General features: G+C 67.6%; 22 protein-coding genes and 2 pseudogenes. 15 read left to right on the forward strand and 9 right to left on the reverse strand.

The window, feature by feature from the left end; translation table 11 throughout:
- The first annotated feature begins 59 nt into the window (after positions 1-59).
- The 4 genes from AC5Y3Z_RS24740 to AC5Y3Z_RS24755 are packed head-to-tail and all read left to right on the forward strand — an operon-like array spanning position 60 to position 3,964.
- Positions 60-1,691, forward strand: coding sequence for a long-chain fatty acid--CoA ligase (locus tag AC5Y3Z_RS24740; protein ID WP_463828793.1), 1,632 nt, complete (start codon positions 60-62; stop codon positions 1,689-1,691).
- A gap of 36 nt (positions 1,692-1,727) precedes the next feature.
- Positions 1,728-2,201, forward strand: coding sequence for an SRPBCC family protein (locus tag AC5Y3Z_RS24745; RefSeq protein ID WP_463828794.1), 474 nt, complete (start codon positions 1,728-1,730; stop codon positions 2,199-2,201).
- A gap of 8 nt (positions 2,202-2,209) precedes the next feature.
- A complete protein-coding gene (locus AC5Y3Z_RS24750) occupies positions 2,210-3,091 on the forward strand; it encodes a class II glutamine amidotransferase (protein WP_463828795.1) in 882 nt (293 codons plus the stop codon).
- Between the two features lie 24 nt (positions 3,092-3,115).
- Positions 3,116-3,964 (forward strand): patatin-like phospholipase family protein, encoded by an 849-nt coding sequence (locus AC5Y3Z_RS24755; protein WP_463828796.1) that lies wholly within the window; start codon positions 3,116-3,118, stop codon positions 3,962-3,964.
- Between the two features lie 10 nt (positions 3,965-3,974).
- Here the strand turns inward: AC5Y3Z_RS24755 and AC5Y3Z_RS24760 are convergent, their stop codons facing one another.
- Positions 3,975-4,994: a patatin family protein gene (locus AC5Y3Z_RS24760; RefSeq protein ID WP_463828797.1), complete on the reverse strand. Its 1,020-nt coding sequence runs from the start codon at positions 4,992-4,994 to the stop codon at positions 3,975-3,977.
- Positions 4,995-5,033: 39 nt separating this feature from the next.
- Positions 5,034-5,426 carry a lipoprotein LpqV gene (lpqV, locus tag AC5Y3Z_RS24765; protein ID WP_463828798.1) on the reverse strand — a complete coding sequence of 131 codons (393 nt, stop codon included), beginning with the start codon at positions 5,424-5,426 and terminating at the stop codon, positions 5,034-5,036.
- Between the two features lie 167 nt (positions 5,427-5,593).
- Between lpqV and AC5Y3Z_RS24770 the strand changes: the two genes are divergently transcribed.
- Complete coding sequence (locus AC5Y3Z_RS24770) at positions 5,594-6,181, forward strand: cysteine dioxygenase (protein WP_463828799.1); 588 nt, start codon at positions 5,594-5,596, stop codon at positions 6,179-6,181.
- Positions 6,178-6,570: a rhodanese-like domain-containing protein gene (locus AC5Y3Z_RS24775; protein ID WP_463828800.1), complete on the forward strand. Its 393-nt coding sequence runs from the start codon at positions 6,178-6,180 to the stop codon at positions 6,568-6,570. Before AC5Y3Z_RS24770 ends, AC5Y3Z_RS24775 begins: the two co-directional genes overlap by 4 nt.
- Here AC5Y3Z_RS24775 and AC5Y3Z_RS24780 read toward each other — a convergent pair.
- Genes AC5Y3Z_RS24780 through AC5Y3Z_RS24790 form a run of 3 tightly spaced genes read right to left on the reverse strand, consistent with a single transcriptional unit; the run spans position 6,567 to position 10,147 of the window.
- Positions 6,567-8,327, reverse strand: a complete 1,761-nt coding sequence (locus AC5Y3Z_RS24780; RefSeq protein ID WP_463828801.1) for an alpha/beta hydrolase — start codon at positions 8,325-8,327, stop codon at positions 6,567-6,569. The two genes, AC5Y3Z_RS24775 and AC5Y3Z_RS24780, sit on opposite strands and share 4 nt — an antisense overlap.
- Positions 8,324-9,097, reverse strand: coding sequence for an enoyl-CoA hydratase (locus AC5Y3Z_RS24785; protein ID WP_473140250.1), 774 nt, complete (start codon positions 9,095-9,097; stop codon positions 8,324-8,326). Before AC5Y3Z_RS24785 ends, AC5Y3Z_RS24780 begins: the two co-directional genes overlap by 4 nt.
- Before the next feature lie 12 nt (positions 9,098-9,109).
- Positions 9,110-10,147, reverse strand: a complete 1,038-nt coding sequence (locus AC5Y3Z_RS24790; protein WP_463828818.1) for an enoyl-CoA hydratase/isomerase family protein — start codon at positions 10,145-10,147, stop codon at positions 9,110-9,112.
- A gap of 244 nt (positions 10,148-10,391) precedes the next feature.
- On the opposite strand from AC5Y3Z_RS24790, the gene AC5Y3Z_RS24795 reads away from it, so the two are divergent.
- Together AC5Y3Z_RS24795 and AC5Y3Z_RS24800 are read left to right on the forward strand one after the other, a co-directional pair.
- Positions 10,392-11,234, forward strand: a complete 843-nt coding sequence (locus AC5Y3Z_RS24795; protein WP_463828803.1) for a Bax inhibitor-1/YccA family protein — start codon at positions 10,392-10,394, stop codon at positions 11,232-11,234.
- A gap of 239 nt (positions 11,235-11,473) precedes the next feature.
- Positions 11,474-11,671 (forward strand): annotated as a pseudogene (locus AC5Y3Z_RS24800) (hypothetical protein); the annotation flags it as partial.
- A gap of 119 nt (positions 11,672-11,790) precedes the next feature.
- Here the strand turns inward: AC5Y3Z_RS24800 and AC5Y3Z_RS24805 are convergent.
- Positions 11,791-13,008: an acetyl-CoA C-acetyltransferase gene (locus tag AC5Y3Z_RS24805; protein WP_463828804.1), complete on the reverse strand. Its 1,218-nt coding sequence runs from the start codon at positions 13,006-13,008 to the stop codon at positions 11,791-11,793.
- Positions 13,009-13,083: 75 nt separating this feature from the next.
- Positions 13,084-14,043: an SGNH/GDSL hydrolase family protein gene (locus AC5Y3Z_RS24810; RefSeq protein WP_463828819.1), complete on the reverse strand. Its 960-nt coding sequence runs from the start codon at positions 14,041-14,043 to the stop codon at positions 13,084-13,086.
- A gap of 221 nt (positions 14,044-14,264) precedes the next feature.
- Here AC5Y3Z_RS24810 and AC5Y3Z_RS24815 point away from each other — a divergent pair, with 221 nt between their 5' ends.
- The 4 genes and pseudogenes from AC5Y3Z_RS24815 to AC5Y3Z_RS24830 all read left to right on the forward strand — a co-directional run bounded on the left by AC5Y3Z_RS24815 (position 14,265) and on the right by AC5Y3Z_RS24830 (position 18,596).
- Positions 14,265-15,332 carry an alpha/beta hydrolase gene (locus AC5Y3Z_RS24815; protein ID WP_463828805.1) on the forward strand — a complete coding sequence of 356 codons (1,068 nt, stop codon included), beginning with the start codon at positions 14,265-14,267 and terminating at the stop codon, positions 15,330-15,332.
- A gap of 43 nt (positions 15,333-15,375) precedes the next feature.
- Positions 15,376-16,770, forward strand: a complete 1,395-nt coding sequence (locus AC5Y3Z_RS24820) for a cystathionine beta-synthase (RefSeq protein WP_463828806.1) — start codon at positions 15,376-15,378, stop codon at positions 16,768-16,770.
- A gap of 114 nt (positions 16,771-16,884) precedes the next feature.
- Positions 16,885-17,400, forward strand: a pseudogene (locus AC5Y3Z_RS24825) (RDD family protein); the annotation flags it as partial.
- A gap of 41 nt (positions 17,401-17,441) precedes the next feature.
- Positions 17,442-18,596, forward strand: a complete 1,155-nt coding sequence (locus AC5Y3Z_RS24830; RefSeq protein ID WP_463828807.1) for a cystathionine gamma-synthase — start codon at positions 17,442-17,444, stop codon at positions 18,594-18,596.
- Positions 18,597-18,675: 79 nt separating this feature from the next.
- Here the strand turns inward: AC5Y3Z_RS24830 and greA are convergent, their stop codons facing one another.
- Positions 18,676-19,170: a transcription elongation factor GreA gene (gene greA, locus AC5Y3Z_RS24835; RefSeq protein ID WP_463828808.1), complete on the reverse strand. Its 495-nt coding sequence runs from the start codon at positions 19,168-19,170 to the stop codon at positions 18,676-18,678.
- 223 nt (positions 19,171-19,393) lie between these two features.
- On the reverse strand, positions 19,394-19,828 hold the full coding sequence (locus tag AC5Y3Z_RS24840) for a DUF4307 domain-containing protein (protein ID WP_463828809.1): 435 nt from the start codon (positions 19,826-19,828) through the stop codon (positions 19,394-19,396).
- Positions 19,829-19,936: 108 nt separating this feature from the next.
- Between AC5Y3Z_RS24840 and mca the strand changes: the two genes are divergently transcribed.
- From mca to AC5Y3Z_RS24855, 3 genes are read left to right on the forward strand one after another with little or no spacing between them, the layout of a single operon-like run.
- Positions 19,937-20,809, forward strand: coding sequence for a mycothiol conjugate amidase Mca (mca, locus tag AC5Y3Z_RS24845; RefSeq protein WP_463828810.1), 873 nt, complete (start codon positions 19,937-19,939; stop codon positions 20,807-20,809).
- The gene (locus tag AC5Y3Z_RS24850; protein ID WP_463828811.1) at positions 20,806-21,102 is read left to right on the forward strand and encodes a hypothetical protein; all 297 of its coding nucleotides are present in this window, start codon (positions 20,806-20,808) and stop codon (positions 21,100-21,102) included. The genes mca and AC5Y3Z_RS24850 overlap by 4 nt, the downstream gene beginning before the upstream one ends.
- Complete coding sequence (locus AC5Y3Z_RS24855; RefSeq protein ID WP_463828812.1) at positions 21,089-23,089, forward strand: thioredoxin domain-containing protein; 2,001 nt, start codon at positions 21,089-21,091, stop codon at positions 23,087-23,089. The genes AC5Y3Z_RS24850 and AC5Y3Z_RS24855 overlap by 14 nt, the downstream gene beginning before the upstream one ends.
- The last annotated feature ends 3 nt before the right edge of the window (positions 23,090-23,092 follow it).

Raw genomic sequence — 23,092 nt, forward strand, 5'->3', positions numbered from 1 at the left:
GCGCTAGCATCGCGCAGGAGGCCATGATGCTCAGCCGCGACGCGTGAGGCGGTACATCGATGTACAGCACGATGCAGGACTTTCCGCTGACGATCACCGCGATCATGCGGCACGGCTGCGGTGTGCACGGACTGCGGGAGGTCGTCACCGCAACCGGTGACGGCTATCGCAGCACCACTTATCGCGAGGTAGGCCAGCAGGCTGCCCAGTTGGCAAATGCGTTGCGCCGCATCGGTATCACCGGTGACGAGCGGGTGGCCACCTTCATGTGGAACAACGCCGAACATCTGACGGCCTATCTCGCGGTGCCGTCGATGGGCGCGGTGCTGCACACGCTGAACATTCGACTGTTCGCCGAACAACTCAGCTACGTCGCCAACGAGGCCGAGGACCGCGTGGTGCTGGTTGATGTGTCTCTGATCAAGCAGCTCGCCCCGGTACTGGGCGATCTCGAGACCGTGCACACCGTGATCGCGGTCGGTGAGGGCGACATCGCGCCGCTGGAAGAATCCGGCAAGACGGTGCTGCGCTATCGCGACGTGATCGACGGCGAATCAGCCGAATTCGACTGGCCGCGACTCGACGAAAACTCCGCGGCCGCCATGTGCTACACCAGCGGCACCACTGGCCATCCCAAAGGTGTTGTGTACAGCCATCGTTCGAGCTTCCTGCACACGATGGCCGCATGTACCAGCAACGGGATCGGGGTGGGTGCCAGCGACCGGCTGCTGCCCATCGTGCCGATGTTCCACGCCAACGCCTGGGGCCTGCCGTACGCGGCGCTGGCTGCCGGCGCCGATCTGCTGCTGCCCGACCGGCACCTGGACGCGCCGTCGTTGATTCATCTCGTGGAGACCCTGCGACCCACCCTGGCCGGGGCGGTGCCGACGATCTGGAATGACGTCATGCATTACCTGGAACGCGAACCCGACCATGACGTGTCCTCGCTGCGGCGGGTGGCGTGCGGTGGATCGGCGGTGCCGGAGTCGTTGATGCGCACCTTCGAGGACAAACACAACGTGCAGATCCGCCAATTGTGGGGCATGACCGAGACCTCGCCGTTGGCGTCCATGGCCTGGCCGCCGCCCAAGACCCCCGACGATCAGCACTGGGCCTTCCGCGTGACCCAGGGTCAACCGGTCTGCGGCGTGGAGACCCGCATCGTCGACGATGAAGGCAACGCGCTGCCGCACGATGGTGAAGCGGTGGGAGAGTTGGAAGTTCGCGGTCCGTGGATCACCGGCTCGTACTACCGGGGGCAGGACGAGTCCAAGTTCGATTCTGGTTGGCTGCGTACCGGCGACGTCGGGCGCATCGACGAACAGGGCTTCATCACGTTGACCGACCGAGCCAAGGACGTCATCAAATCCGGTGGCGAGTGGATCTCCTCGGTCGACTTGGAGAACTGCCTCATTGCGCATCCCGATGTGGTGGAGGCCGCCGTCGTCGGAGTGCCCGATGAGCGTTGGCAGGAACGGCCGCTGGCCGTCGTCGTCGCCCGGGACGGGGCCGACGTCAGTGCCGACGGGCTGCGAAAGTATCTGGCGGACAAGGTCGTTCGCTGGTGGTTGCCGGAACGGTGGACGTTCGTCGAGGAGGTTCCGCGCACCAGCGTGGGCAAGTACGACAAAAAGACCATCCGGTCGCGCTACGCCGACGGCGAGTATGACGTCACCGAAGTGCACAGCTAGGACTCCGCGAGCGCTCGCCGTCGGGAAGAGAGAGATATGGCCAGGTCCGTGACCGTCGAACAGTCGCGCGCAATACCCGTCTCCGTCGAGGATGCGTTCGCGCAGACGATGCCGATATCGCTGCCGAAGACGATGTCGCAGTGGTACGGCGTGATCCCGCCGATCAGGGAAGTGCGGGATCAAACGGGCGCCTGGGACGCGCCCGGCCAGACCCGCACCATTCTGATGGTGGGCGGCGGTCGGGTACGCGAGCAGCTGACCGCGGTGGACCCGCCGCACTCGTTCGCCTACACGCTCTCCCAGCTCACCGGCCCGCTCTCGGCGCTGGTCAGCTCGATCGACGGTAAGTGGTCGTTCACGCCGGCGGGCACCGGGACGCGGGTGAGCTGGCAGTGGACGCTGCACCCCAAGTCTGCGACGGCGGCGTCGCTGCTGCCGGTCTTCGCCAAGATGTGGAAGGGCTACGCGCGGGTGGTGCTGGAGAAGCTGTCCGCTGAGCTGGTGGGCTGAGTCCCGCCATGTGTCGACTTTTCGGGTTGCACGCCGGGACGGAAGTTGTCACCGCCACGTTCTGGTTGCTCGACGCGCCCGACAGCCTCGCTGCGCAGAGCCGCAAGAACCCGGACGGCACCGGCCTCGGGCTGTTCGACGAGCGCGGCCGGCCGCACCTGCACAAGGAGCCGATCGCGGCCTGGCAGGACGCGACGTTCGCCACCGAGGCGCATGAGCTGACCGGCACCGCGTTCATCGCGCATGTCCGGTACGCGACGACGGGGTCCCTCGACGTGCGCAATACCCACCCGTTCCTGCAGGACGGCAGGATTTTCGCGCACAACGGCATGATCGAAGGTCTGGACATCCTCGACGACCGGCTGCGCGAACTCGGCACCTATGACCTGGTGCTGGGCCAGACCGATTCCGAGCGGGTGTTCGCCTTGATCACCGCTGCCATCCGGGCCCGAAAAGGGGACGTGACAACGGGTTTGGTCGATGCGGTGAGCTGGTTGGCCGCCAACGTGCCGATCTATGCCGTCAACATCCTGCTGTGCATGGGCACCCAGATGTGGGCACTGCGGTACCCGCAGACGCATCAGTTGTTCATGCTGGATCGTCGTCGCGACGGTGAACCCGACTTCGACATGTCCACCAGCAGGATCCACGCCCGATCCGAGACGCTGACCGACAGCTCGGCGGTGGTGTTCGCGACCGAACCGATGGACGACGATCCCCGCTGGCGGCTGCTCGACCCGGGCGAACTCGTCTACGTCGACGCCGACCTGCAGATCAGCCGCTCGGTGGTGCTGCCCGACCCGCCCAAGAACCTGGTGCGCCGAGACGATCTGAGTCAGCCGGTCTTCCGTGCCCAGCACGCCCTGCCGGGCACGCGGCACCTCCCATAGCGGCGACTGGCAGAGTAGTCAGCTATGCGTGCACTTGTCCTGGCTGGTGGTGGAGTAGCGGGAATCGCTTGGGAGACAGGCATTCTGCGTGGGATTGCCGACGAGTCGCCGGATGCGGCGCGGCTGCTGCTGGAATCCGACGTGCTGGTCGGCACCTCCGCCGGCTCGACGGTGGCCGCGCAGCTCAGCAGTGGTTGCACCCTGGACACGTTGTTCGAACGGCAGACGGGTGAGGCGTCGGCCGAGATCGACCCCGGCGTCGACATCGAATCCATCACCGAACTGTTCCTGGACGCCCTGCGCGAGCCGGGCATTCCGAAGCGGGAACGCCTGCAGCGGATCGGTTCGGTGGCGCTGGGCACCCACACCGTGCCCGAGGACGTGCGACGCGGCGTCATCGCCCAGCGCCTGCCGTCGCACGAGTGGCCGGACCGCGCGCTGCGGATCACCGCAATCGACACCGCCACCGGGGAATTGGTGGTCTTCGACCGCGCGTCCGGTGTCGGCCTGGTCGATGCGGTGGCATCCAGCTGCGCGGTGCCGGGGGCGTGGCCGCCGGTGACCATCGGTGGGCGACGCTACATGGACGGCGGGGTGAACAGCTCGGTCAACGTCGATGTCGCGGCCGACTGCGACGAGGTGGTGGTGCTGGTGCCCGCCGCCGCGGATGCCCCGTCGCCGTTCGGTGCCGGGCCGGCCGCCGAGATCGCGGCGTTCGCAGGCACGACGTTCAGTGTGTTCGCCGACGAGGAATCCCTGGCGGCGTTCGGGGCCAACCCGCTGGATCCGCGCTGCCGGGTCGGGTCGGCGACGGCGGGCCGGGCGCAGGGGCGCCGCGAGGCGCGGGCGGTCGCGCGCTTCCTGAGTCGTTGAGCAGGGGCCCCTACTCGTCGTCGCCGCCGTCCTCGAAGTCGTCCAGTGCCCGGTCGGCCAGCGCGCGTCCCGCGTCGATCACCTCCACGGCCCGGTGGAATTCCAGACTGCGGCAGGTGCTGCGCGGCACCTCGATCAGCACGTCCGGCGGATAGGTCGCCAGAATGTGCCGGGCCAGTGCGGACTGCGCGATGTCTATCGTCCGATTCATCACGTCGAAGCCGCCGAGCTTGGGCAGCTCGGGCAGCTCCCCGTCGTCTTCGGCGCCGGAGTCCGACCCCGACTCCTGCTCCTGCTCCGGCACGGTCGCGCCGAAGCGTCCGAGGACCGCGCGGGCCGTGGGCCGGTCCAGCAGGGCCTTGGCGGCACTGATGTCGAACAACGCGGTGGTACTGCGCACCATGCGGTTCATCCATTCGGTCGTCATCCCCGGTTCCGCGTCGCGGGTGGCGCCCGGCTCACTTCCGTTGAGGCTGACCGCGATCGTCAGGTCGGCGTTGATCGCTGCGATCGGTGCCATCGGCAGCGGGTCGAGGATGCCGCCGTCGGCGAGCAGGCGGCCGTCGAGCTCGTGCGGTGCGATCACCCCCGGAATGGCGATCGACGCGCGGATGGCTTCGTCGACGGGACCGCGCTGAAACCACACCGACTTACCGGTCAGCAGATCGGTGGCCACCGCGGTGAAGGGGACGTCCAGTTCCTCGATGGTGACCGGGCCGAGGATGTCGCGTACCGCATCCAGAATCTTCTCGGCCCGCAACACCCCCGCCGCCGTCAACGACGGGTCGAGCAGCCGCAGAATGGTGCGCTGGGTCAGCGACTTGGCCCAGTCGGCGAGTTCGTCGAGCCGCCCGGCGGCCTGCACGCCGCCGACCAGGGCGCCCATCGAGGAACCGGCGATCCCGGCGATCTCATAGTCACGTTCCTGCAGCGCCTGGATCACTCCGATGTGGGCGTAGCCGCGGGCGCCGCCGCTGCCCAGTGCCAACGCGACGCGGGCACGCGGGCGAGCAGCTGAGGGACCGGCCATAGTTTTTTGCACCCCTGATCGCAATTGGTAAGGCTGCCGTCAGCCGCACTCGCCGCGGGCGGCCGCCTGCGCCGCGACGATCACCGCGGCCTGGCGAGCAGGGCCCAACTCGCTCCACTGCTTGTTGAAGCTGCCGGCAACCCCGGCCGCAGCCGTCTGAACCATCTGCAGATACGGCTCGACGGCCGCCTCACCGGTGGTCGACCGCTCATCCATCCACACCTTCGCGGCATGGCAGGCCTGGAAATACTCTTCCTCAGTCGATTCGGCGGGAGCGTCCACGCGGGTCGTCACACCGGCCGGGGAGACGCCGATCGCACCGGGTGCCAGCGAACCCGTCGCCGCCGACGACTGCGCCGACGTGGAAGCGGGGTGGCCGCCGTGGTCACCGGACGAGCAGCCGGCCAGCACCGGCAGAATTGCCGCAATCATGACCGTTCGGCAGGTCGCGTCCGGCCGGGGCAGCTGAGATCGGGATCGGCGCACGCCACCCAATCTATGCAACACTTTCCCTGTGTTGGAGCGGTTCGGTTTTTGCGAGTGTTGTCGGCCCTGACGCCGCCGCTTGCCCTGACCGTTTCGACTCCGGAGTTCTTCTCATGGCTCACCCTGTTCTGCAGCCCCTGTCCCGGCCCTATCCGACGCTGACTGCCCCCTACCCGGGGCCCACCCGGTTGCGCGTGCCCGATCTGTTGCACGCCACCGATCAGGCCGCCGACGACGTGCTGAGCGGACGCTGCGACCACCTGCTGCCCGACGGCGGGGTGCCCGAGCAGCAGCGCTGGTTCGCCCGCATCCACGGTGACGAGGAACTCGACATCTGGTTGATCAGCTGGGTTCCCGGGCACGCCACCGAACTGCACGACCACGGCGGTTCGCTCGGTGCGCTGACGGTGCTCTCCGGTGCGCTCAGCGAGTTCCGTTGGGACGGAAGGAAATTGCGTCGCCGTCGGCTCGAGGCCGGCGACCAGGCGGGATTTCCGCTGGGCTGGGTGCACGACGTGGTGTGGGCGCCCAGGTCGGTGGAGGGACCGGTCGACATCGGCACCGGTGCGTCGGCTCCGACCCTGAGCGTGCACGCCTACTCGCCGCCGCTGACGGCGATGTCCTACTACGAGGTGACCGAGCGAAACACGCTGCGCCGCAATCGAACCGAGTTGACCGACCAGCCGGAAGGCCCGGGATGAGCCGGATCGACGCCGTGCTGGACGCGGCCCGGGACCGATACCGCCGGTTGCCTGCCGAACACGTGCCCGCGGCGGTTCGCGGCGGCGCGTTGCTCGTCGACATCCGGCCGCAGGCTCAGCGTGCCCGGGAAGGCGAGGTGCCCGGTGCGCTGGTGATCGAACGCAATGTGCTGGAGTGGCGCCTGGACCCGACCAGCGACGCCCGGCTCCCCGCAGCCGTCGACGACGACGTGCAGTGGGTGATCCTGTGTTCGGAGGGCTACACCTCGAGCCTGGCCGCGGCCGCGCTGCTGGACCTGGGCCTGCACCGCGCGACCGACGTGATCGGCGGCTATCACGCGCTGAGCGCCGCCGGCGTGCTGGGCGACCTGGAACCGGTCAGCCGCTAACCGGTGGCGTCCTGATCGTCGCCCGAGCCCAGCGGCATCGCGTTGGCGTTCAGCATCGGCCGTAGCCGTTCGGTCTTTTCCGGCGTCCACCCCGGCGGCGACAGCACCGCGGCCCAGCCGTCGGCGCAGTTGGCCACGTAACGGTGGCCGTGGCCGTCGGGAACGTCGACCGCAACCGCCATGTCCGCCGACACCTGCAGGAACGTCACCAGCGGGATCCACCGCGTCTCGGGTAACACGTCGTAGCCACGCTTCTCGCGCAACCAGTCCGGTTTGTTGAACAGCAGGTCCGGTGTCCACCAGGCGATCGGGTCGGAGGCGTGCTGCAGATACACCACCCGGGGTCTGCTCCACTCCCGGCTGGGACGGTTCAAGTCCTCCGGGCGCGCGACGAAGCGGACGTTGTGACCGCCGTCGAAGATCGGCAACCACTCCGGCGAACCGCGGTCCCGCGTCGCGGTCAGCTGCGTCCAGATGGTGTTGTTGAACGTCGGCCCGCTGAACAGGGCGCCGTCGGTACGGGCCAGCACGTTGTTGAGGCTCATGAACGGCGCCTCGCCGCCGAACGAGCCCAGGCTCTCGCCGAAGACGACGAGCTTGGGACGCTTGAATTCCGGCATCTGCCGGATCAGCTTGTCGACGGCCTCGAACAACGCCTGCCCGGCGTGCCGGGCGTTCTCCTTGTCCACCAGAAACGACAGCCAGCTCGGCAGGAACGAGTACTGCATGCTGACGATCGCGGTGTTGCCGTTGTACATGTATTCCAGTGCCGAGGCCTCCGCCTCGTTGATCCACCCGGTGCCGGTGGTGGTGCCCACTGCGACGACGGCGCGCTGCAGGCCTCCGGTCCGCAGCAGCTCCTGGGCCGCCAGTTGGGCGGTCGCGTCGATGTCTGCCGCGGATTTCAGGCCGGCGTACGCCCGGATCGGCTGAAGCGCCGCAACGCCGTTGAATGCGGTCAGCTTCTTCACCGACGGTCCACCCCGGACGAAGATCCGGCCCTGATGGCCCAGTGACTCCCACGACACCAGCGACTCCGGACCGCCGGAGCGCAGCCTGGTCTTCGGCGGTGCACTGTCGGGGTCCATCTCGTTGTTGAGCGAGGCGAACGAGCCGTTCATGGACCGCATCGCGAACTTGAGCACCACGCCGTTGAGCACAGTGATCGTCAGCGCGGTGAGCGCGATCACCACGATGGCCGCCGAAACGCGGAACGGGGCGACCCGATCCACCTGTGCCACCAGGCGAGTGACGATCCAGCGGATGAACTTGCCGATTTCGACAAAGGTGAACAACACGACCATCGACAGCGCGCCGGTCAGCGGGTAGTCGTACCACTGCAGGTGCTCGACGCCCATCATGTCGCGCACGTCGTCCTGCCAGACATGGAATCGGATCGCCATCACCACCACGCCGATCGCGCCGACCACGATCAGCGGCGGCCACGCCCACGGCGGCGCGGGGGGAGTGGTGTTCTGCGAACGCATGTAGCGGACCAGCCACACGGTGAACACACCCAACCCGTATCCGGTTGCGCCCGAAGACCCGCTGACCACTCCCTGGAACAGCGGCCCGCGGGGCAGCAGCGACGGGGTCAGCGACAACCACACGAAAATCAGGCCCAGCATGGTCCCGGTGTAGGTGTAATTTCGCACCCACCAACGGCCGTGGACCAGGGGTGGGGCCAGATCCTTGTCGTCAGGGCGCGGCTCGTCGGCCGATTCCTCGTCGGTGGCCAGGGCCGCCGAACCGTTCATCGGTGGGTGAAGTCAGGCGGGCGCTTCTCCACGAAGGCAGCCATGCCTTCGGATTGGTCGTCGGTGGCAAAGGTCGAGTGAAACAGCCTGCGCTCGTAGAGAAGTCCCTCGGCCAGGGTGGACTCGAAGGCGCGGTTGACGGCTTCCTTGGCCATCCGGGTGGCCGACAGCGACAGCTGCGAGATGGTGGTCGCGACGGCTTTGGCTTCAGTCAGCAGGTCGTCGGCGGGAACCACCCGCGACACCAGTCCGCTGCGTTCGGCCTCGGCGGCATCGATGGTGCGTCCGGTCAAGATGAGGTCCATCGCCTTGGCTTTGCCGATCGCCCGGGTCAGCCGTTGCGAGCCGCCCATACCGGGGATCACGCCCAGCTTGATCTCCGGCTGACCGAATTTCGCGGTGTCGGCAGCGATCAGCAGATCGCACATCATCGCCAGCTCACAGCCGCCGCCGAGCGCGTAGCCGGCCACCGCCGCGATCGTCGGGGTGCGCACCGCGGCCAACTTGCCCCAGGTGACGAAGAAGTCGGCGCCGAACGCGTCGGCGAAGGACAGTCCGGCCATCTCCTTGATGTCGGCGCCCGCGGCGAACGCCTTGGCCGAACCGGTGATGATGATCGCCCCGATGCCGTCGTCGGAATCTAGTTCTGTTGCGGCATCAGTGACTTCGTGCATTACCTGGCTGTTCAGCGCATTGAGGGCCTTGGGCCGGTTCAGGGTGATGATGCCAACTCGTTCATCACGCTCGACCAGGATGGTTTCGTAGGACATGCGATTGCCTCCCTAGAACGTCAGATCGTCGTCCACTGGTGCGAAATATGCGTCGACGTCGGCTGCGGTGACTTCGTCCAGTTGCGCCGGGGACCACTTCGGGTTGCGGTCCTTATCGACCAGTTGGGCGCGGATGCCTTCGACGAAGTCGTGCGAGCGCAGCGACGCCGACGACACCCGATAATCCTGCACCAGAACATCTTCCAGCGTTTCCAGCTCGGCGGCACGGCGTACCGCCTCGAAGGTCACCGACAGTGCGATGGGGGAGCGGGTGGCGATCAGGTCCGCGGCGTCGTGGGCCGGCTCCGCGTCGTGTGCGCGCAACGCGGCGATGATGTCCGCGACGGTGTCGCCCGAGTAGCAGTCGTCGATCCATTCACGTTGCGCCGCAAGCTTACTCGGTGGCGGTTCGACGGCGTAGTGCGCGAGCGCGCCTTCGACGCCCTCAGTGGCGACCGCGGCGGTGAAAGCATCGAGTTCGCTGTGTGGCACGTAGTGGTCGGCGAACCCCAGCGCGATGGCGTCCGCACCGTCGAACGGTGCACCGGTCAGCGCGGCGTGCAGGCCGAGCTTGCCGGGCGCCCGCGACAACAGATAGGTCCCGCCGACGTCGGGGATGAAGCCGATCCCGACCTCGGGCATCGCGACCTTGGAGGTGTCGGTGGCCACCCGGGTGTTCGCGTGGGCGCTGACGCCGACCCCGCCGCCCATCACGATGCCGTCCATCACCGCGACGTAGGGCTTGTCGTAGCGGCCGATCTTTCCGTTGAGCAGATACTCGTCGCGCCAGAACCGCCGCGCCTCGGCGCCGTCGCTGCGGGCCGAGTGATACAGCGCCACCACGTCACCGCCGGCGCACAACCCGCGCTCGCCGGCGCCGGTGAGCACCACCGCACGCACCGCGTCGTCGCGCTCCCACCGGGTCAGGACCGTGCTCAGCAGGTCGATCATCGTCTGGCTGAGCGAGTTGATCGCCTTCGGGCGGTTCAGTGTGACGTAGCCGACGTTGTGGTCCACGCGGGTCAGGACCTCGTCGGATTCCCCAGTCACGGCGCCAGTCACGCGCACGTCTCCCCTCGTCGTGAAGCACCCCTGGCCGCTGTGACCATGAGTTTGACCAGCAATCTAGATCGTTACTCGCTCGGCGGTGCCCGCGGGTCTAAGGTTTATGGTTATCCGGACCTTCATCCGGACCAGGTCGATAAGCAGCTCCGCGGGAACCCGCGCGGACCGCCAAACGTTGAGTAACTGTTTGCACAGCTCGAAACCACAGCATTTCAGAGAGGATCCGACGGTGCGGGAGACAAGCAACCCGGTATTCCGCTCGCTGCCGAAGCAGCAGGGCGGATACGCGCAGTTCGGCCCCGGCGTCGCGCCGGGCTACCAGGGCGACCCATACGCCCCCTACCAGCCGTCCCAGCCTTACCAGCCGCAGGCGGGGACTTCTCGTCCGGTGACCATCGACGATGTCGTCACCAAGACCGGCCTGACGCTGGCCACGCTGTCGGCGACCGCGGTCGTCTCCTACTTCCTGGTCGCGGCGAACAACAGCCTGGCGATGCCGCTGGCCATGGTCGGCGGGATCGGTGGTCTGGTAATGGTGCTGATTGCGACGTTCGGTCGCAAGCAGGACAACCCGGCGATCGTGCTGAGCTACGCCGTCCTCGAGGGTTTGTTCCTGGGCGCCATCTCGTTCCTGCTGGCGCACTTCACTGTGGGCTCGGCCAACGCGGGTTCGCTCATCGGCCAGGCCATCCTGGGGACTCTCGGCGTGTTCTTCGGAATGTTGGTCGTCTACAAGACCGGTGCTATTCGGGTCACGCCGAAGTTCGTTCGGATGATGACCGCTGCGATCTTCGGTGTGTTCTTCCTGATGCTGGGCAACCTCGTGCTGAGTTTCTTCACCCACTCGGCGGGCCCGCTGCGGGGTGGCGGCACCATCGCGATCATCTTCTCGCTGGTCTGCATCGGCATCGCGGCCTTCAGCTTCTTGATCGACTTCGACGCCGCCGACCAGATGATTCGCGCAGGGGCGCCGGAGAAGGCCGCGTGGGGCATCGCGCTCGGCCTGACCGTGACCCTGGTCTGGCTGTACATCGAGATCCTGCGACTGCTGAGCTATCTGCAGAACGATTGATCCCTGGACGGGCAAAGCCGGCACGCCATGGCGTGCCGGCTTTCTCTTTTGTGTGCGCCCTCTTTCGTGTGGCGCCGCGCGGGTGGCGCCGCGGGTGTGCGGCGTTGACGCTGCGCTGGCGGCGCGGTGGGTGGCTTCCCCGGGCGTGACTCTGCGCTGGTGGCGGGGGGTTCTCGCAGTTTTGCGCCCTGGACGCAGAGTGAATTGCGGTGTCGGTGCCGGCTGCCACCATGCGGGGTATGTGGTACGCACAGCAGCCCTTTATCGGCAGCGAGGCACTCACCGACGGCCGACTCAGCCGGCACGAGCTGCGCACTTACTACCGCCCGATCATGCCGAATGTCTACCTGGACAAGCGTGTGGACCCGTCATTGCGCGACCGCACCGTCGCCGCGTGGTTGTGGTCGCACCGCGAAGGTGTTCTGTCCGGTGCCGCCGTTGACTTTGCGCTGAGGGCGCTGCGCTCTCGCACTCTGTCGCCCTGGACGCAGAGTGACCGGGTGGGCCGACGCAGAGTGAACGGCGGGAGGGGCGGCGCAGCGCCGACGAAGCGCAGCTACGACAGCCGCTCGACCACCATCGCCATACCCTGCCCACCGCCGACGCACATGGTCTCCACGCCGAACGTCTTGTCGTGCGTCTGCAGATTGTTGAGCAGCGTCGCGGTGATGCGGGCGCCGGTCATGCCGAACGGGTGACCCAACGCGATAGCACCGCCCGACACGTTCAGCTTGTCCTCGTCGATACCCAGCTCGCGCGCCGACCCCAGCACCTGCACCGCAAACGCCTCGTTGATTTCGAAGAGGTCGATGTCGGTGACCGACATGCCGGCGCGGGCCAGCGCCTTCTTGACCGCCTCGATCGGGCCCAGCCCCATGATCTCCGGGGAGAGCCCACTGACGCCGGTGGACACGATGCGCGCCAACGGCGTCAGGCCCAGCTCCTTGGCCTTGGTGTCGCTGGTGATGATCACCGCAGCCGCGCCGTCGTTCAACGGGCAGGCATTGCCCGCGGTGACGGTGCCGTTGGGCCGGAACACCGGCTTGAGCTCGCTGATCTTCTCGTAGGTGGTGCCGGCGCGCGGGCCGTCGTCGGTGTCGACGGTGCTGCCGTCGGGCAGGGTGACCGCGGAGATCTCGCGGGCGAAGAACCCGTTCTTGATCGCTTCTTCAGCGCGGTTCTGGCTGCGCACACCCCAGTGGTCCTGGTCTTCGCGGCTGATGCCCGTCATCGCAGCGACGTTCTCGGCGGTCTGCCCCATCGCGATGTAGATGTCAGGCACATTCCCGTCGGCGCGCGGGTCGTGCCATTCGTCGGCGCCGGCCGCCGCCGCGGCGGTGCGCTGTTGCCCCTCGTCGAACAGCGGGTTCTTGGTGTCCGGCCACGAGTCGGCGCTGCCCTTGGCGAAGCGGGACACCGTCTCCACACCGGCGGAGATGAAAGCGTCACCCTCACCGGCCTTGATCGCGTGAAACGCCATGCGGGTGGTCTGCAGCGACGACGAGCAGTACCGGTTGACGGTGGTGCCGGGCAGGAAGTCGTAGCCGAGTTGGACGGCGACGACCCGCGCCATGTTGAAGCCGGACTCACCGGCGGGCTGTCCGCATCCCAGCATCAGGTCGTCGATCTGATGTGGGTTCAGCTCCGGCACCTTGTCGAGTGCGGCGCGCACCATCTGGCTGGCCAGGTCGTCGGGCCGCATGCCGACCAGCGACCCTTTCATGGCACGGCCGATCGGTGAGCGGGCAGTTGAGACGATGACGGCTTCGGGCATGTCGGCTCCTCCGGTGGGCGGTGGCCATTCGAATCTGGCAGGCCGAGCCTAGTCCCGCGGCCCAACGCGCCGGAGTCAAGGTAGGGCGACGGCTTCACCTTCGGCCGCACGCGCAGCCGACGGGCGCGGCCAGAACCGGGACACCAGTGCGCGTCGGGTGGCACTGACCTCCGGGGTGACGATCTCGGCTGAAACCGGCGGCGGAACCGGCGGCAGGTCCAGCTTGTCACTGAGCGCGCTGCGCAACGCCGCCAGCAACTGCTCGGCCGCGACGGCATACCCGGCCGCCGAGGGGTGGAACTGGTCGGCGGAGAACATCAGCTCCGGCATCTCCCGGAATTTGGGCGCCACCAGATGCGCGATCGACACTGGCACACCCCCGGCCGCGCGCACCGCGGCGGCTTGTGCGCGGGCCAGTTGCAGACCCCGGGTGCGCGCCAGCGAACGCAACGGCTGGGGGATTGCCGTGATGACCCCCAGGTCTGGACAGGTCCCCACCACCACGACGGCGCCGCGGTCATGCAGCCGGCGCACCGAGGAGCCGAGTCGCTGGGCCGACGGGCTGACCCCGTTGAGCGCGGTGATGTCGTTCGCGCCGAGCATGATGACCGCCGCGTCGGGTGGCGGTCCCGCGACGAACATCGCATCGACCTGACCCCAGAGGCCTTTCGACGTGGCTCCGACAATGGCCTTGGTGCTCAGGCGGATTCGCAGCCCGGTCTGCTCGGCCAGCCCGCGGGCGATCACCACCCCGGGAACATCCTCTGCGGTCACGCACCCGTACCCGGCCGCCGTCGAGTCGCCGAAAATCATCAGGTGCAGGTCCACGGGCATGCCGCGCTGCCAGCGTTGCACGGGACCGCCGCCGCGGGTGTAGACGCCGTCGGCGCGGGGCGGGATGTCCCACGACTTGGGGATCACCGTGCGCGCATGCATGGCCTGGCCGACCAGCAGGTTGCGTGCGCCCAGATAGGCCGAGCCTGTCGAGGCGAGTGCACCCGCGGTGGCCAGAGCGATCGTCGAACGACGTGGCACGCGCATGCTCACGGCAATCAGTTTAGGACGGTTGTGCTGATTTCGTGGGTAGCTGAAGAACAAAGCGATTACGGTGTGAACCAGAAGTGATATCGAACTGAATAATCGAGTGCCGAGTGGGTAAACGGCTGCCAAGCTAAGTTGGCGAGGTTGGCTGGAGTCACTGCTCAGCGTCTTCGTCGCATGCTATCGGACTACAACGGCGTAGGAAGTAGTGAGCAATGACCGCTCCCAGTAAAGTATCTGGTTCCCCCCGGGTTCACATTCGGCCGCGCGATGTGCTGAAGTCTCGTAGACTTGAAGCCCGCAGGTTTGCGATCAGTGACGGTGCCCCCGTTCAGGTGGTCGAGTCTGGTCCAAGTGTCTCTGCGCGAATAGCCACGCTTGCTTCGCGTGTCACGATCCGTCCGTTTCTGGCGGTCGGCAGCTACGTTCCACAGTTTCCCTGGCCGTGGGCTCTGATCGACCACGCCGCCCGCGTACTGCTGCCGGCCACCAACACCGTCCGAGCCGAAGTCGACTTGCCCAATGCCTCAGCGCAATTGGTGCGGGCCACCGGCGTCTTGCCGGCCGACGGTACCCGGCGCGTGATTCTGTATCTGCACGGCGGAGCCTTTCTCACCTGCGGAGCAAACTCGCACGGTCGCCTGGTCGAGACGCTGTCGAAGTTTGCTGACGCCCCAGTTCTGGTCGTCAACTACCGGCTGATGCCCAAGCATTCGATCGGGATGGCGCTCGATGACTGCTACGACGGCTACCGGTGGTTGCGGCTGCTCGGGTACGAACCCGAGCAGATTGTGCTTGCCGGCGACTCGGCCGGCGGCTACCTCGCGCTGTCCCTGGCGCAACGTCTGCTGCGGGAGGACGAGGAGCCCGCGGCCCTGGTGGCGATCTCGCCGCTGCTGCAGCTGGCAAAGGAAGAGAAGCAGGCCCACCCGAACATCAAGTGCGACGCGATGTTCCCGCCGCGAGCATTTGACGCGCTTGGCGAATTGGTTGCTAGCTGCGCCGCCAAGAACAAGAAGAACGGTGCGCCCGAGGAGATCTACGAGCCGTTGGAGCACATCGAGCCCGGCTTGCCGCGGACGCTGATCCACGTTTCCGGCTCCGAGGTGCTGTTGCACGACGCCCAGCTGGCCGCGCAGCGGCTGGCGGCGGTGGGGGTGCCCGCCGAGGTGCGGGTCTGGCCGGGCCAGGTGCACGACTTCCAGGTGGCCGGACCGATCTTGCCGGAGGCCGAGCGTTCGTTGCGGCAGATCGGCGAGTACATCCGCGAGGCCACCGGCTAGACACCCGAGTGCACCGCGCGGGACCGCCTGAGACCATAGGCGTATGCGAATCGCGCAGCACATCAGTGATCTCATCGGCGGCACTCCGCTGGTTCGGCTGAACTCCGTCGTCCCCGAGGGTTCGGGCATCGTGGCCGCGAAGGTCGAATACCTCAACCCGGGCGGCAGCTCCAAGGACCGGATCGCCGAGCGGATGATCGACGCGGCCGAGGCCAGCGGCGCGCTGCGGCCGGGCGGCACCATCGTCGAACCCACGTCGGGCAACACCGGTGTCGGCCTGGCGTTGGTGGCCCAGCGCCGCGGTTACAAATGCGTATTCGTGTGCCCCGATAAAGTCGGGGAGGACAAGCGAAATGTGTTGCGCGCGTACGGTGCCGAGGTGGTCGTCTGCCCGACGGCGGTGCCCCCGGAGGACCCGGACAGCTACTACAGCGTGTCCGACCGGTTGGTGCGGGAAACCGAAGGTGCCTGGAAGCCCGACCAATACTCCAACCCCGAGGGCCCGGCCAGCCACTACGCCAGCACGGGTCCGGAGATCTGGGCCGACACCGACGGCAAGATCACGCACTTCGTCGCCGGCATCGGCACCGGCGGCACGATCACCGGCGCCGGTCGCTACCTCAAGGAGGTGTCCAACGGGCGGGTGCGGATCATCGGCGCCGACCCGGAGGGTTCGGTGTACTCCGGCGGCACCGGCCGGCCGTATCTGGTCGAGGGCGTGGGCGAGGACTTCTGGCCGGCGGCCTACGACCCTTCGGTGCCCGACGAGATCGTCGCGGTCTCCGACTCCGATTCCTTCGACATGACCCGGCGCCTGGCCCGCGAGGAAGCCATGCTGGTCGGCGGCTCCTGCGGGATGGCCGTTGTCGCGGCGCTCAAGGTGGCCGAGCAGGCCGGGCCCGAAGCGCTGGTCGTCGTGCTGCTGCCCGACGGTGGGCGCGGCTACATGGCGAAAATCTTCAACGACGCGTGGATGTCGTCCTACGGGTTCCTGCGCAGCAGGCTCGACGGGTCATCGGCGGAGTCCACCGTCGGAGATGTGCTGCGGCGCAAGTCCGGTGCGTTGCCCGACCTGGTGCACACCCACCCGTCGGAAACGGTGCGCGACGCGATCGGGATTCTGCGCGAATACGGGGTGTCGCAGATGCCGGTCGTGGGCGCCGAGCCGCCGGTGATGGCCGGCGAAGTCGCCGGCAGTGTCTCCGAGCGCGAACTCCTTTCTGCGGTGTTCGAGGGCCGCGCCAAGCTGGCCGACGCGGTGTCGGAGCACATGAGCCCCCCGTTGCGACTGATCGGGGCCGGCGAGCTGGTCAGCGTGGCCGGCAAGGAGCTGCGCGACTGGGACGCGTTGATGGTGGTGGAGGAGGGCAAGCCGGTCGGGGTGATCACCCGCTACGACCTGCTGGGCTTCCTGTCCGAAGGAACGCGACGACGCTAGCGGGGTCCCGCTGGTTCCGGCGCTCCGGTACTCTAACCGGCTTAGTTCAGCAAACTCCGTATCGGAAGGTTGTCCATGACCGATCAGCCGCCCGGTGGGCCCTATCCGTCCGCGCCCCCGCCCCCGCCGCCCGGTGGCTACCCGCCGCCACCCCCGCCGGCCGGCGCGGTCGCGCCGCCACCGCCGGGACCGGCCGTGCGCCAGTTGTCGACGGAGTCCTACACACCGTGGGTCTCCCGCGCGCTCGCATTCCTCATCGACTACGTCCCGGTGCTGATCATCGTCGGTATCACCACGGCCCTGTTGATCGCCGTCCCGGACGACTCGATGGCCGGCACTTTCCTGAACATGCTGGGAAATGGGTTGGTCGCGGCCTACGTCGTGTGGAACTACGGCTACAAGCAGGGCACCACCGGATCGAGCATCGGTAAGTCGATCCTGAAGTTCAAAGTGGTGAGCGAGGTCTCCGGCGCTCCGTTGGGATTCGCCATGTCACTGGTGCGTCAACTCGCGCACTTCGTCGACGCGATCATCTGCTACATCGGATTCTTATTCCCGTTGTGGGACAAGAAGCGCCAGACCCTGGCGGACAAGATCATGACGACGGTCTGTCTGCCGCTGCAAAGCTGAGGAGGGAGCCCACCCGGTAGGAGCGATTAGGCTGGCCGTCGATGAACCACGACCACAGATTCACCGGCCAGGCCACCAAAGCGATCCACGCGGGCTACCGCCCCGATCCGGCGACCGGCGCCGTCAACGCCCCGATCTACGCCAGCAGCACCTTCGCCCAGGACGGGGTCGGTGGGTTGCGCGGCGGCTTCGAGTACGCCCGCACCGGCAACCCGACCCGGGCCGCGCTGGAAGCCTCCCTGGCGGCGATCGAGGAGGGTGCGTTCGGGCGCGCGTTCAGTTCCGGGATGGCCGCCAGCGATTGTGTGCTACGCGCCGTCCTGCGCCCCGGCGACCATGTCGTCATTCCCGACGACGCCTACGGCGGCACCTTCCGGCTGATCGACAAGGTCTTCACCCAATGGGGCGTCCGGTACACGCCGGTGCCGTTATCCGATCTGGACGCGGTGCGCGCGGCGATCACCCCGCAGACCCGGTTGATCTGGGTGGAGACGCCCACCAACCCGCTGCTGTCGGTCGCCGACATTGCCGGCATCGGCCAGCTGGGTGCCGATGTCAAGGCAAAAGTATTGGTGGACAACACGTTTGCCTCGCCGGCGTTGCAGCAACCGCTGACGCTGGGTGCCGATATCGTGCTGCACTCGACCACCAAATACATCGGCGGCCACTCCGACGTCGTCGGCGGCGCGGTGGTCACCAACGACGAAGAACTGGATCAGGCGTTCGCCTTCCTGCAGAACGGCGCGGGTGCGGTACCGGGGCCGTTCGATGCGTACCTGACCATCCGCGGCATCAAGACGCTGGTACTGCGGATGCAGCGGCACAGCGAAAACGCCGCTGCCGTAGCGCATTTCCTGGCCGAGCTGCCGGCGGTGAGTGCCGTGCTCTACCCGGGTCTGCCCACCCATCCCGGCCATGCGGTTGCCGCGCGCCAGATGCGCGGCTTCGGCGGCATGGTGTCGCTGCGGATGCGCGGGGGACGGCAGGCGGCCGAGAAGTTGTGCGCCAGGACCGAAGTCTTCATTCTGGCCGAGTCACTGGGCGGGGTGGAGTCACTGATCGAACACCCCAGCGCGATGACGCACGCATCGACGGCCGGCTCACAGCTGGAAGTTCCCGACGACCTGGTGCGGCTGTCGGTGGGCATCGAGGACGTCGCCGACCTGATCGCCGACCTCGAGCAGGCGCTGGGCTGACCCACCGGCCTGACGCCGACTGTGCGTCTCACGACGCGACACGCCGCAGATACGTCGTGCCGTGCACACTGGGCAGGAACTACGAGTGGTACGGCTCCGCGCTGACCAGCGTCACCTCGACGGTGTTACCGCTGGGCACCTTGTAGCTGCGGGTCTCGCCGACCTTCGCGTCAATCAGCGCACCGCCGAGCGGAGAGTTCGGTGAGTAGACCTCGAGTTTGCCGTCGTTAACGCCTTCTTGGCGGGTGGCGATCAGGAAGGTCTCGCTGTCCGACTTGTCGCCGTTGTAGTAGACCTTCACCACCGAGCCGGGCAGCGCGACCCCGGACTGCTTGGGGGCCTCGCCGACCTTGGCGTTGTTGAGCAGATCCTGCAGCTGCCGGATGCGGGCCTCCTGCTGACCCTGCTCCTCCCGCGCAGCGTGGTACCCGCCGTTCTCGCGCAGATCGCCCTCTTCGCGGCGATCGTTGATTTCCGCGGCGATGACCGGACGATTCGCGATCAGCTGGTCGAGCTCGGACTTGAGCCGGTCATGTGATTCCTGGGTCAACCAGGTCACCTGAGTGTCCGTCATCTCGTACCGCTCCTTGTGTTGTCGTTCCGCGTGTCGCGTAAGTCCTCTGATCCGCTTGCTGACGTAAGCGGCTTCCCCCACCCCGGTTGCTGCCAAGTCCCGCGTGCCGAAGGCCTCTAATGCAGCAATACACGGTCCCAGGCAGGACCGTGCATTCACCTATGTTACCACCGCGCTAACAACTGATGACCTGCATCGCCGCAGTTCGGCGTTTGTCGCGCGGTCAGGACGGGCGCAGATACGCGGGTACGTCTGTGCCGCAGCCATATACGTCGGCCATCATCGGCGGCTTGCCGGATTTCAGGGTGGTGGTCACCTGCACCGTCGCCTGGTCGGCGGGAGGCACCAGGACCTCGCGCCGGCCGGTCTCGCTGCCGTCCCTGGCGCGCACCCGCACGATGCACGCCACGGCCCGGGACGGGTCTTTGCGGGTCACGCTGATGATCACCGAGGCCGTTTCGTCATCGATCACCTGGTAGCCCGCCAGCGTGCCGGTGACCGGGGCGGTGCCGATCCGCTGGTAGCCGGCGACGGCGATGCCGATGCCCGCCGCCAGCACCGCCGCGGCGAGCCCGATGACGACTCGGCGCCGTGCTTTGCGCGAAAGCCGGGACCGTCCGTAGCGTGCCTCGGGACGCGGAATCGATTCGTCAGTCAAGCCGTCAGTCTTGCCCTGGGGAGTTGTGGGGTACAGCAGAACTGGAAGTATAGGGAGCACTGAGCAGGGCCGGTGGACGGACTCGTACCCACAGACACAAGGGAGCACGTGAGCAAACTGCGGTTGATGGCGGTGCACGCCCACCCCGACGACGAATCCAGCAAGGGCGCCGCGACTCTCGCCCGGTACGCCGACGAGGGTCATCAGGTGCTGGTGGTGACGTTGACCGGCGGTGAGCGCGGCGACATTCTCAACCCCGCGATGGACCTGCCCGACGTGCGCGGACACATCCATGAGATTCGCCGCGACGAGATGGCCAAAGCGGCCGAGATCCTCGGTGTCGAGCACACCTGGCTGGGCTTCGTCGACTCCGGGCTGCCCAAGGGCGACCCGCCGCCGCCACTGCCGGAGGGTTGCTTTGCGCTGGTGCCGCTGGAGGAATCGGTTGCAGCGCTGGTGCGGGTGGTCCGCGAATTCCGCCCGCACGTGATGATCACCTACGACGAGAACGGCGGCTACCCGCACCCCGACCACATCCGCTGCCATGAGGTGTCTGTCGGTGCCTACGAGGCGGCCGGCGACTACCGCCGCTTCGGCGACGCCGGGGAACCCTGGACGGTGTCCAAGCTCTACTACGTGCACGGCTTCCTGCGGGCCAGGATGCAGCTACTGCAGGACGAGTTCGAAAAGCACGGGCAGCAAGGGCCGTTCGACAAGTGGCTCAAGCACTGGCTGCCTGAGCACGACCAGTTCGAGAAGCGGGTCACCACCCGCGTCGAATGCTCGTCGTATTTCGGTCAGCGCGATGACGCGCTGCTCGCGCACGCCACCCAGATCGACCCGAATGCCGAGTTTTTCGCCGCGCCGATCGCCTGGCAGCAGCGGCTATGGCCGACCGAGGAATTCGAGCTGGCCCGGTCGCGGGTGCCGGCCACCCTGCCGGAGACCGATCTGTTCGCCGGAATCGAAGGCGACCGATGAACGCTCTTGTGCTCACAGTGATTGCAGACGGCGGAACCCGCAACCACGGGCCCGATTTTGGCAAGGCCAGTCCACTGGGGTTGTTGATCGTGGTGCTGCTGGTGGTCGCCACCATCTTCCTGGTGCGGTCGATGAACCGACAGCTCAAGAAGGTCCCCGAATCGTTCGACCGGCAGCACCCCGAGGCCGACCAGGCAGCGGACGAGGGCACCGACGCATTGGACGACCCGCCCGTGCCGCCAGGGGGCGACGGGTCCGCGCGGCCGCCGGGATCGGCTCATGACCCCGGCTGAGGCCGGCCGCAATACGCTCGCGCTCGCCACCAGCCCCTACCTGCGTCAGCATGCCGACAACCCGGTGCACTGGCAGCAGTGGACGCCGCATGCGCTGGCTGACGCGGCCACCCGCGACGTGCCCATCTTGCTGTCCATCGGCTACGCCGCCTGTCATTGGTGTCACGTCATGGCGCATGAATCGTTCGAAGATCCCGGGGTGGCCGAGGTGCTGAACGCCGACTTCGTCTGTATCAAAGTGGACCGCGAGGAACGCCCCGACATCGACGCGGTCTACATGAACGCCACCGTCGCGCTCACCGGCCAGGGCGGCTGGCCGATGACATGCTTCCTGACCCCGAACGGCCGGCCTTTCTTCTGCGGCACCTACTACCCGAAAGACAGCTTCCTGCAACTGCTTTCGGCGATCAGCGAGACCTGGCGCGAACGCCGTGGTGAGGTGGAGGAGGCCTCGGACCACATCGCCGGTGAGCTGCGCTCGATGAGCGCCGGGTTGCCGGGCGGCGGCCCGGCGGTGGCCCCGGAATTGTGTGATCAGGCGGTGGCCGCCGTGCTGGGTGACCAGGACGTCGAGCACGGCGGTTTCGGTGGCGCTCCGAAGTTTCCGCCGTCGGCGTTGCTGGAGGCGCTGCTGCGCCACTACGAGCGCACCGGGTCGCGGGCGGTGCTGGCCGCGGTGACGCGCACCGGCCGCGCGATGGCCCGCGGTGGCATGTATGACCAGCTGGCCGGGGGCTTCGCGCGCTACAGTGTCGACACCGCCTGGGTGGTGCCGCATTTCGAGAAGATGCTGTACGACAACGCGCTGCTGCTGCGCTGGTATGCACACTGGTTCCGACGCACCGGCGACCCGCTGGCCCGGCGGATCACCGCGCAGACGGCGCGGTTCCTGCTCGACGACCTCGCCGACGGCGACCTGTTCGTCTCCTCGCTGGACGCCGACGCCGACGGCCGGGAAGGCTCGACCTACGTGTGGACGCCGGCCCAGCTGGCCGAAATTTTAGGTCCGGACGACGGCCGTTGGGCGGCAAGGGTTTTCGGTGTCGCCGAGGCCGGCACCTTTGAGCACGGCACGTCGGTGCTGCGGCTGTCGGTGGACCCCGACGATCGCCTGGACGAGGTCTGCGAGCGGCTGCTGGCGGCGCGGCGTACCCGGGTCCAACCTGGACGCGACGACAAGGTGGTCACCGCCTGGAACGGGCTGGCCGTCACCGCGCTCGCCGAAGCCGGCGTCGCGTTGAGTGACCCGCAGTTGACCCGGGCCGCGCAGCGTTGTGCGGCCGCGCTGCTGGACCGTCACCTGGTGGACGGGCGGCTGCGCCGCGCGAGCCTGGGCGGGGTGGTCGGCGACAGCGCGGGGATTCTGGAGGACTATGCGATGCTGGCCACCGGCCTGCTTGCGCTCCACCAGCTGACCGCGGAGCCGGCGTCGCTCACCGCGGCCACCGGTCTGCTGGACACCGCGATCAGGCATTTCGCGGATGCGCAGCATCCCGGCCGGTGGTTCGACACCGCCGACGACGCCGAGCAGTTGTTGCTGAGGCCCGCCGACCCGCTGGACGGGGCCACGCCGTCAGGAGCCTCGTCAATCGCCGAGGCATTGCTGACCGCGGCTCACCTGGTGGCTGGCACCCGCGCCGAGCGATATCTACGGCTTGCCGGCCAGACACTGGACGCGCATGCGGTGCTGCTGGCCCGGGCCCCTCGGTCGGCCGGCCATTGGCTGGCGGTGGCCGAGGCGGCGGTACGCGGGCCACTGCAGATCGCCGTCGCCTGCCAGCAGCCCGCATCATTGCTGGCCGAAGCCCGTCGGCTGGCCCCCGGCGGGGCGATCGTTGTCGGCGGCCAGACGGACTCGTCGCCGCTGCTGGCCGGGCGGAACCAGGTGGCCGGCGCCGACGCCGCCTACGTGTGCCGGGGCCGGACGTGTGACCTGCCGGTGACCGACGCGGCGGCACTGGCTACCGCACTGAACGTACCCGGGTAGTAG

This window comes from Mycobacterium sp. NGS61, assembly GCF_059812325.1.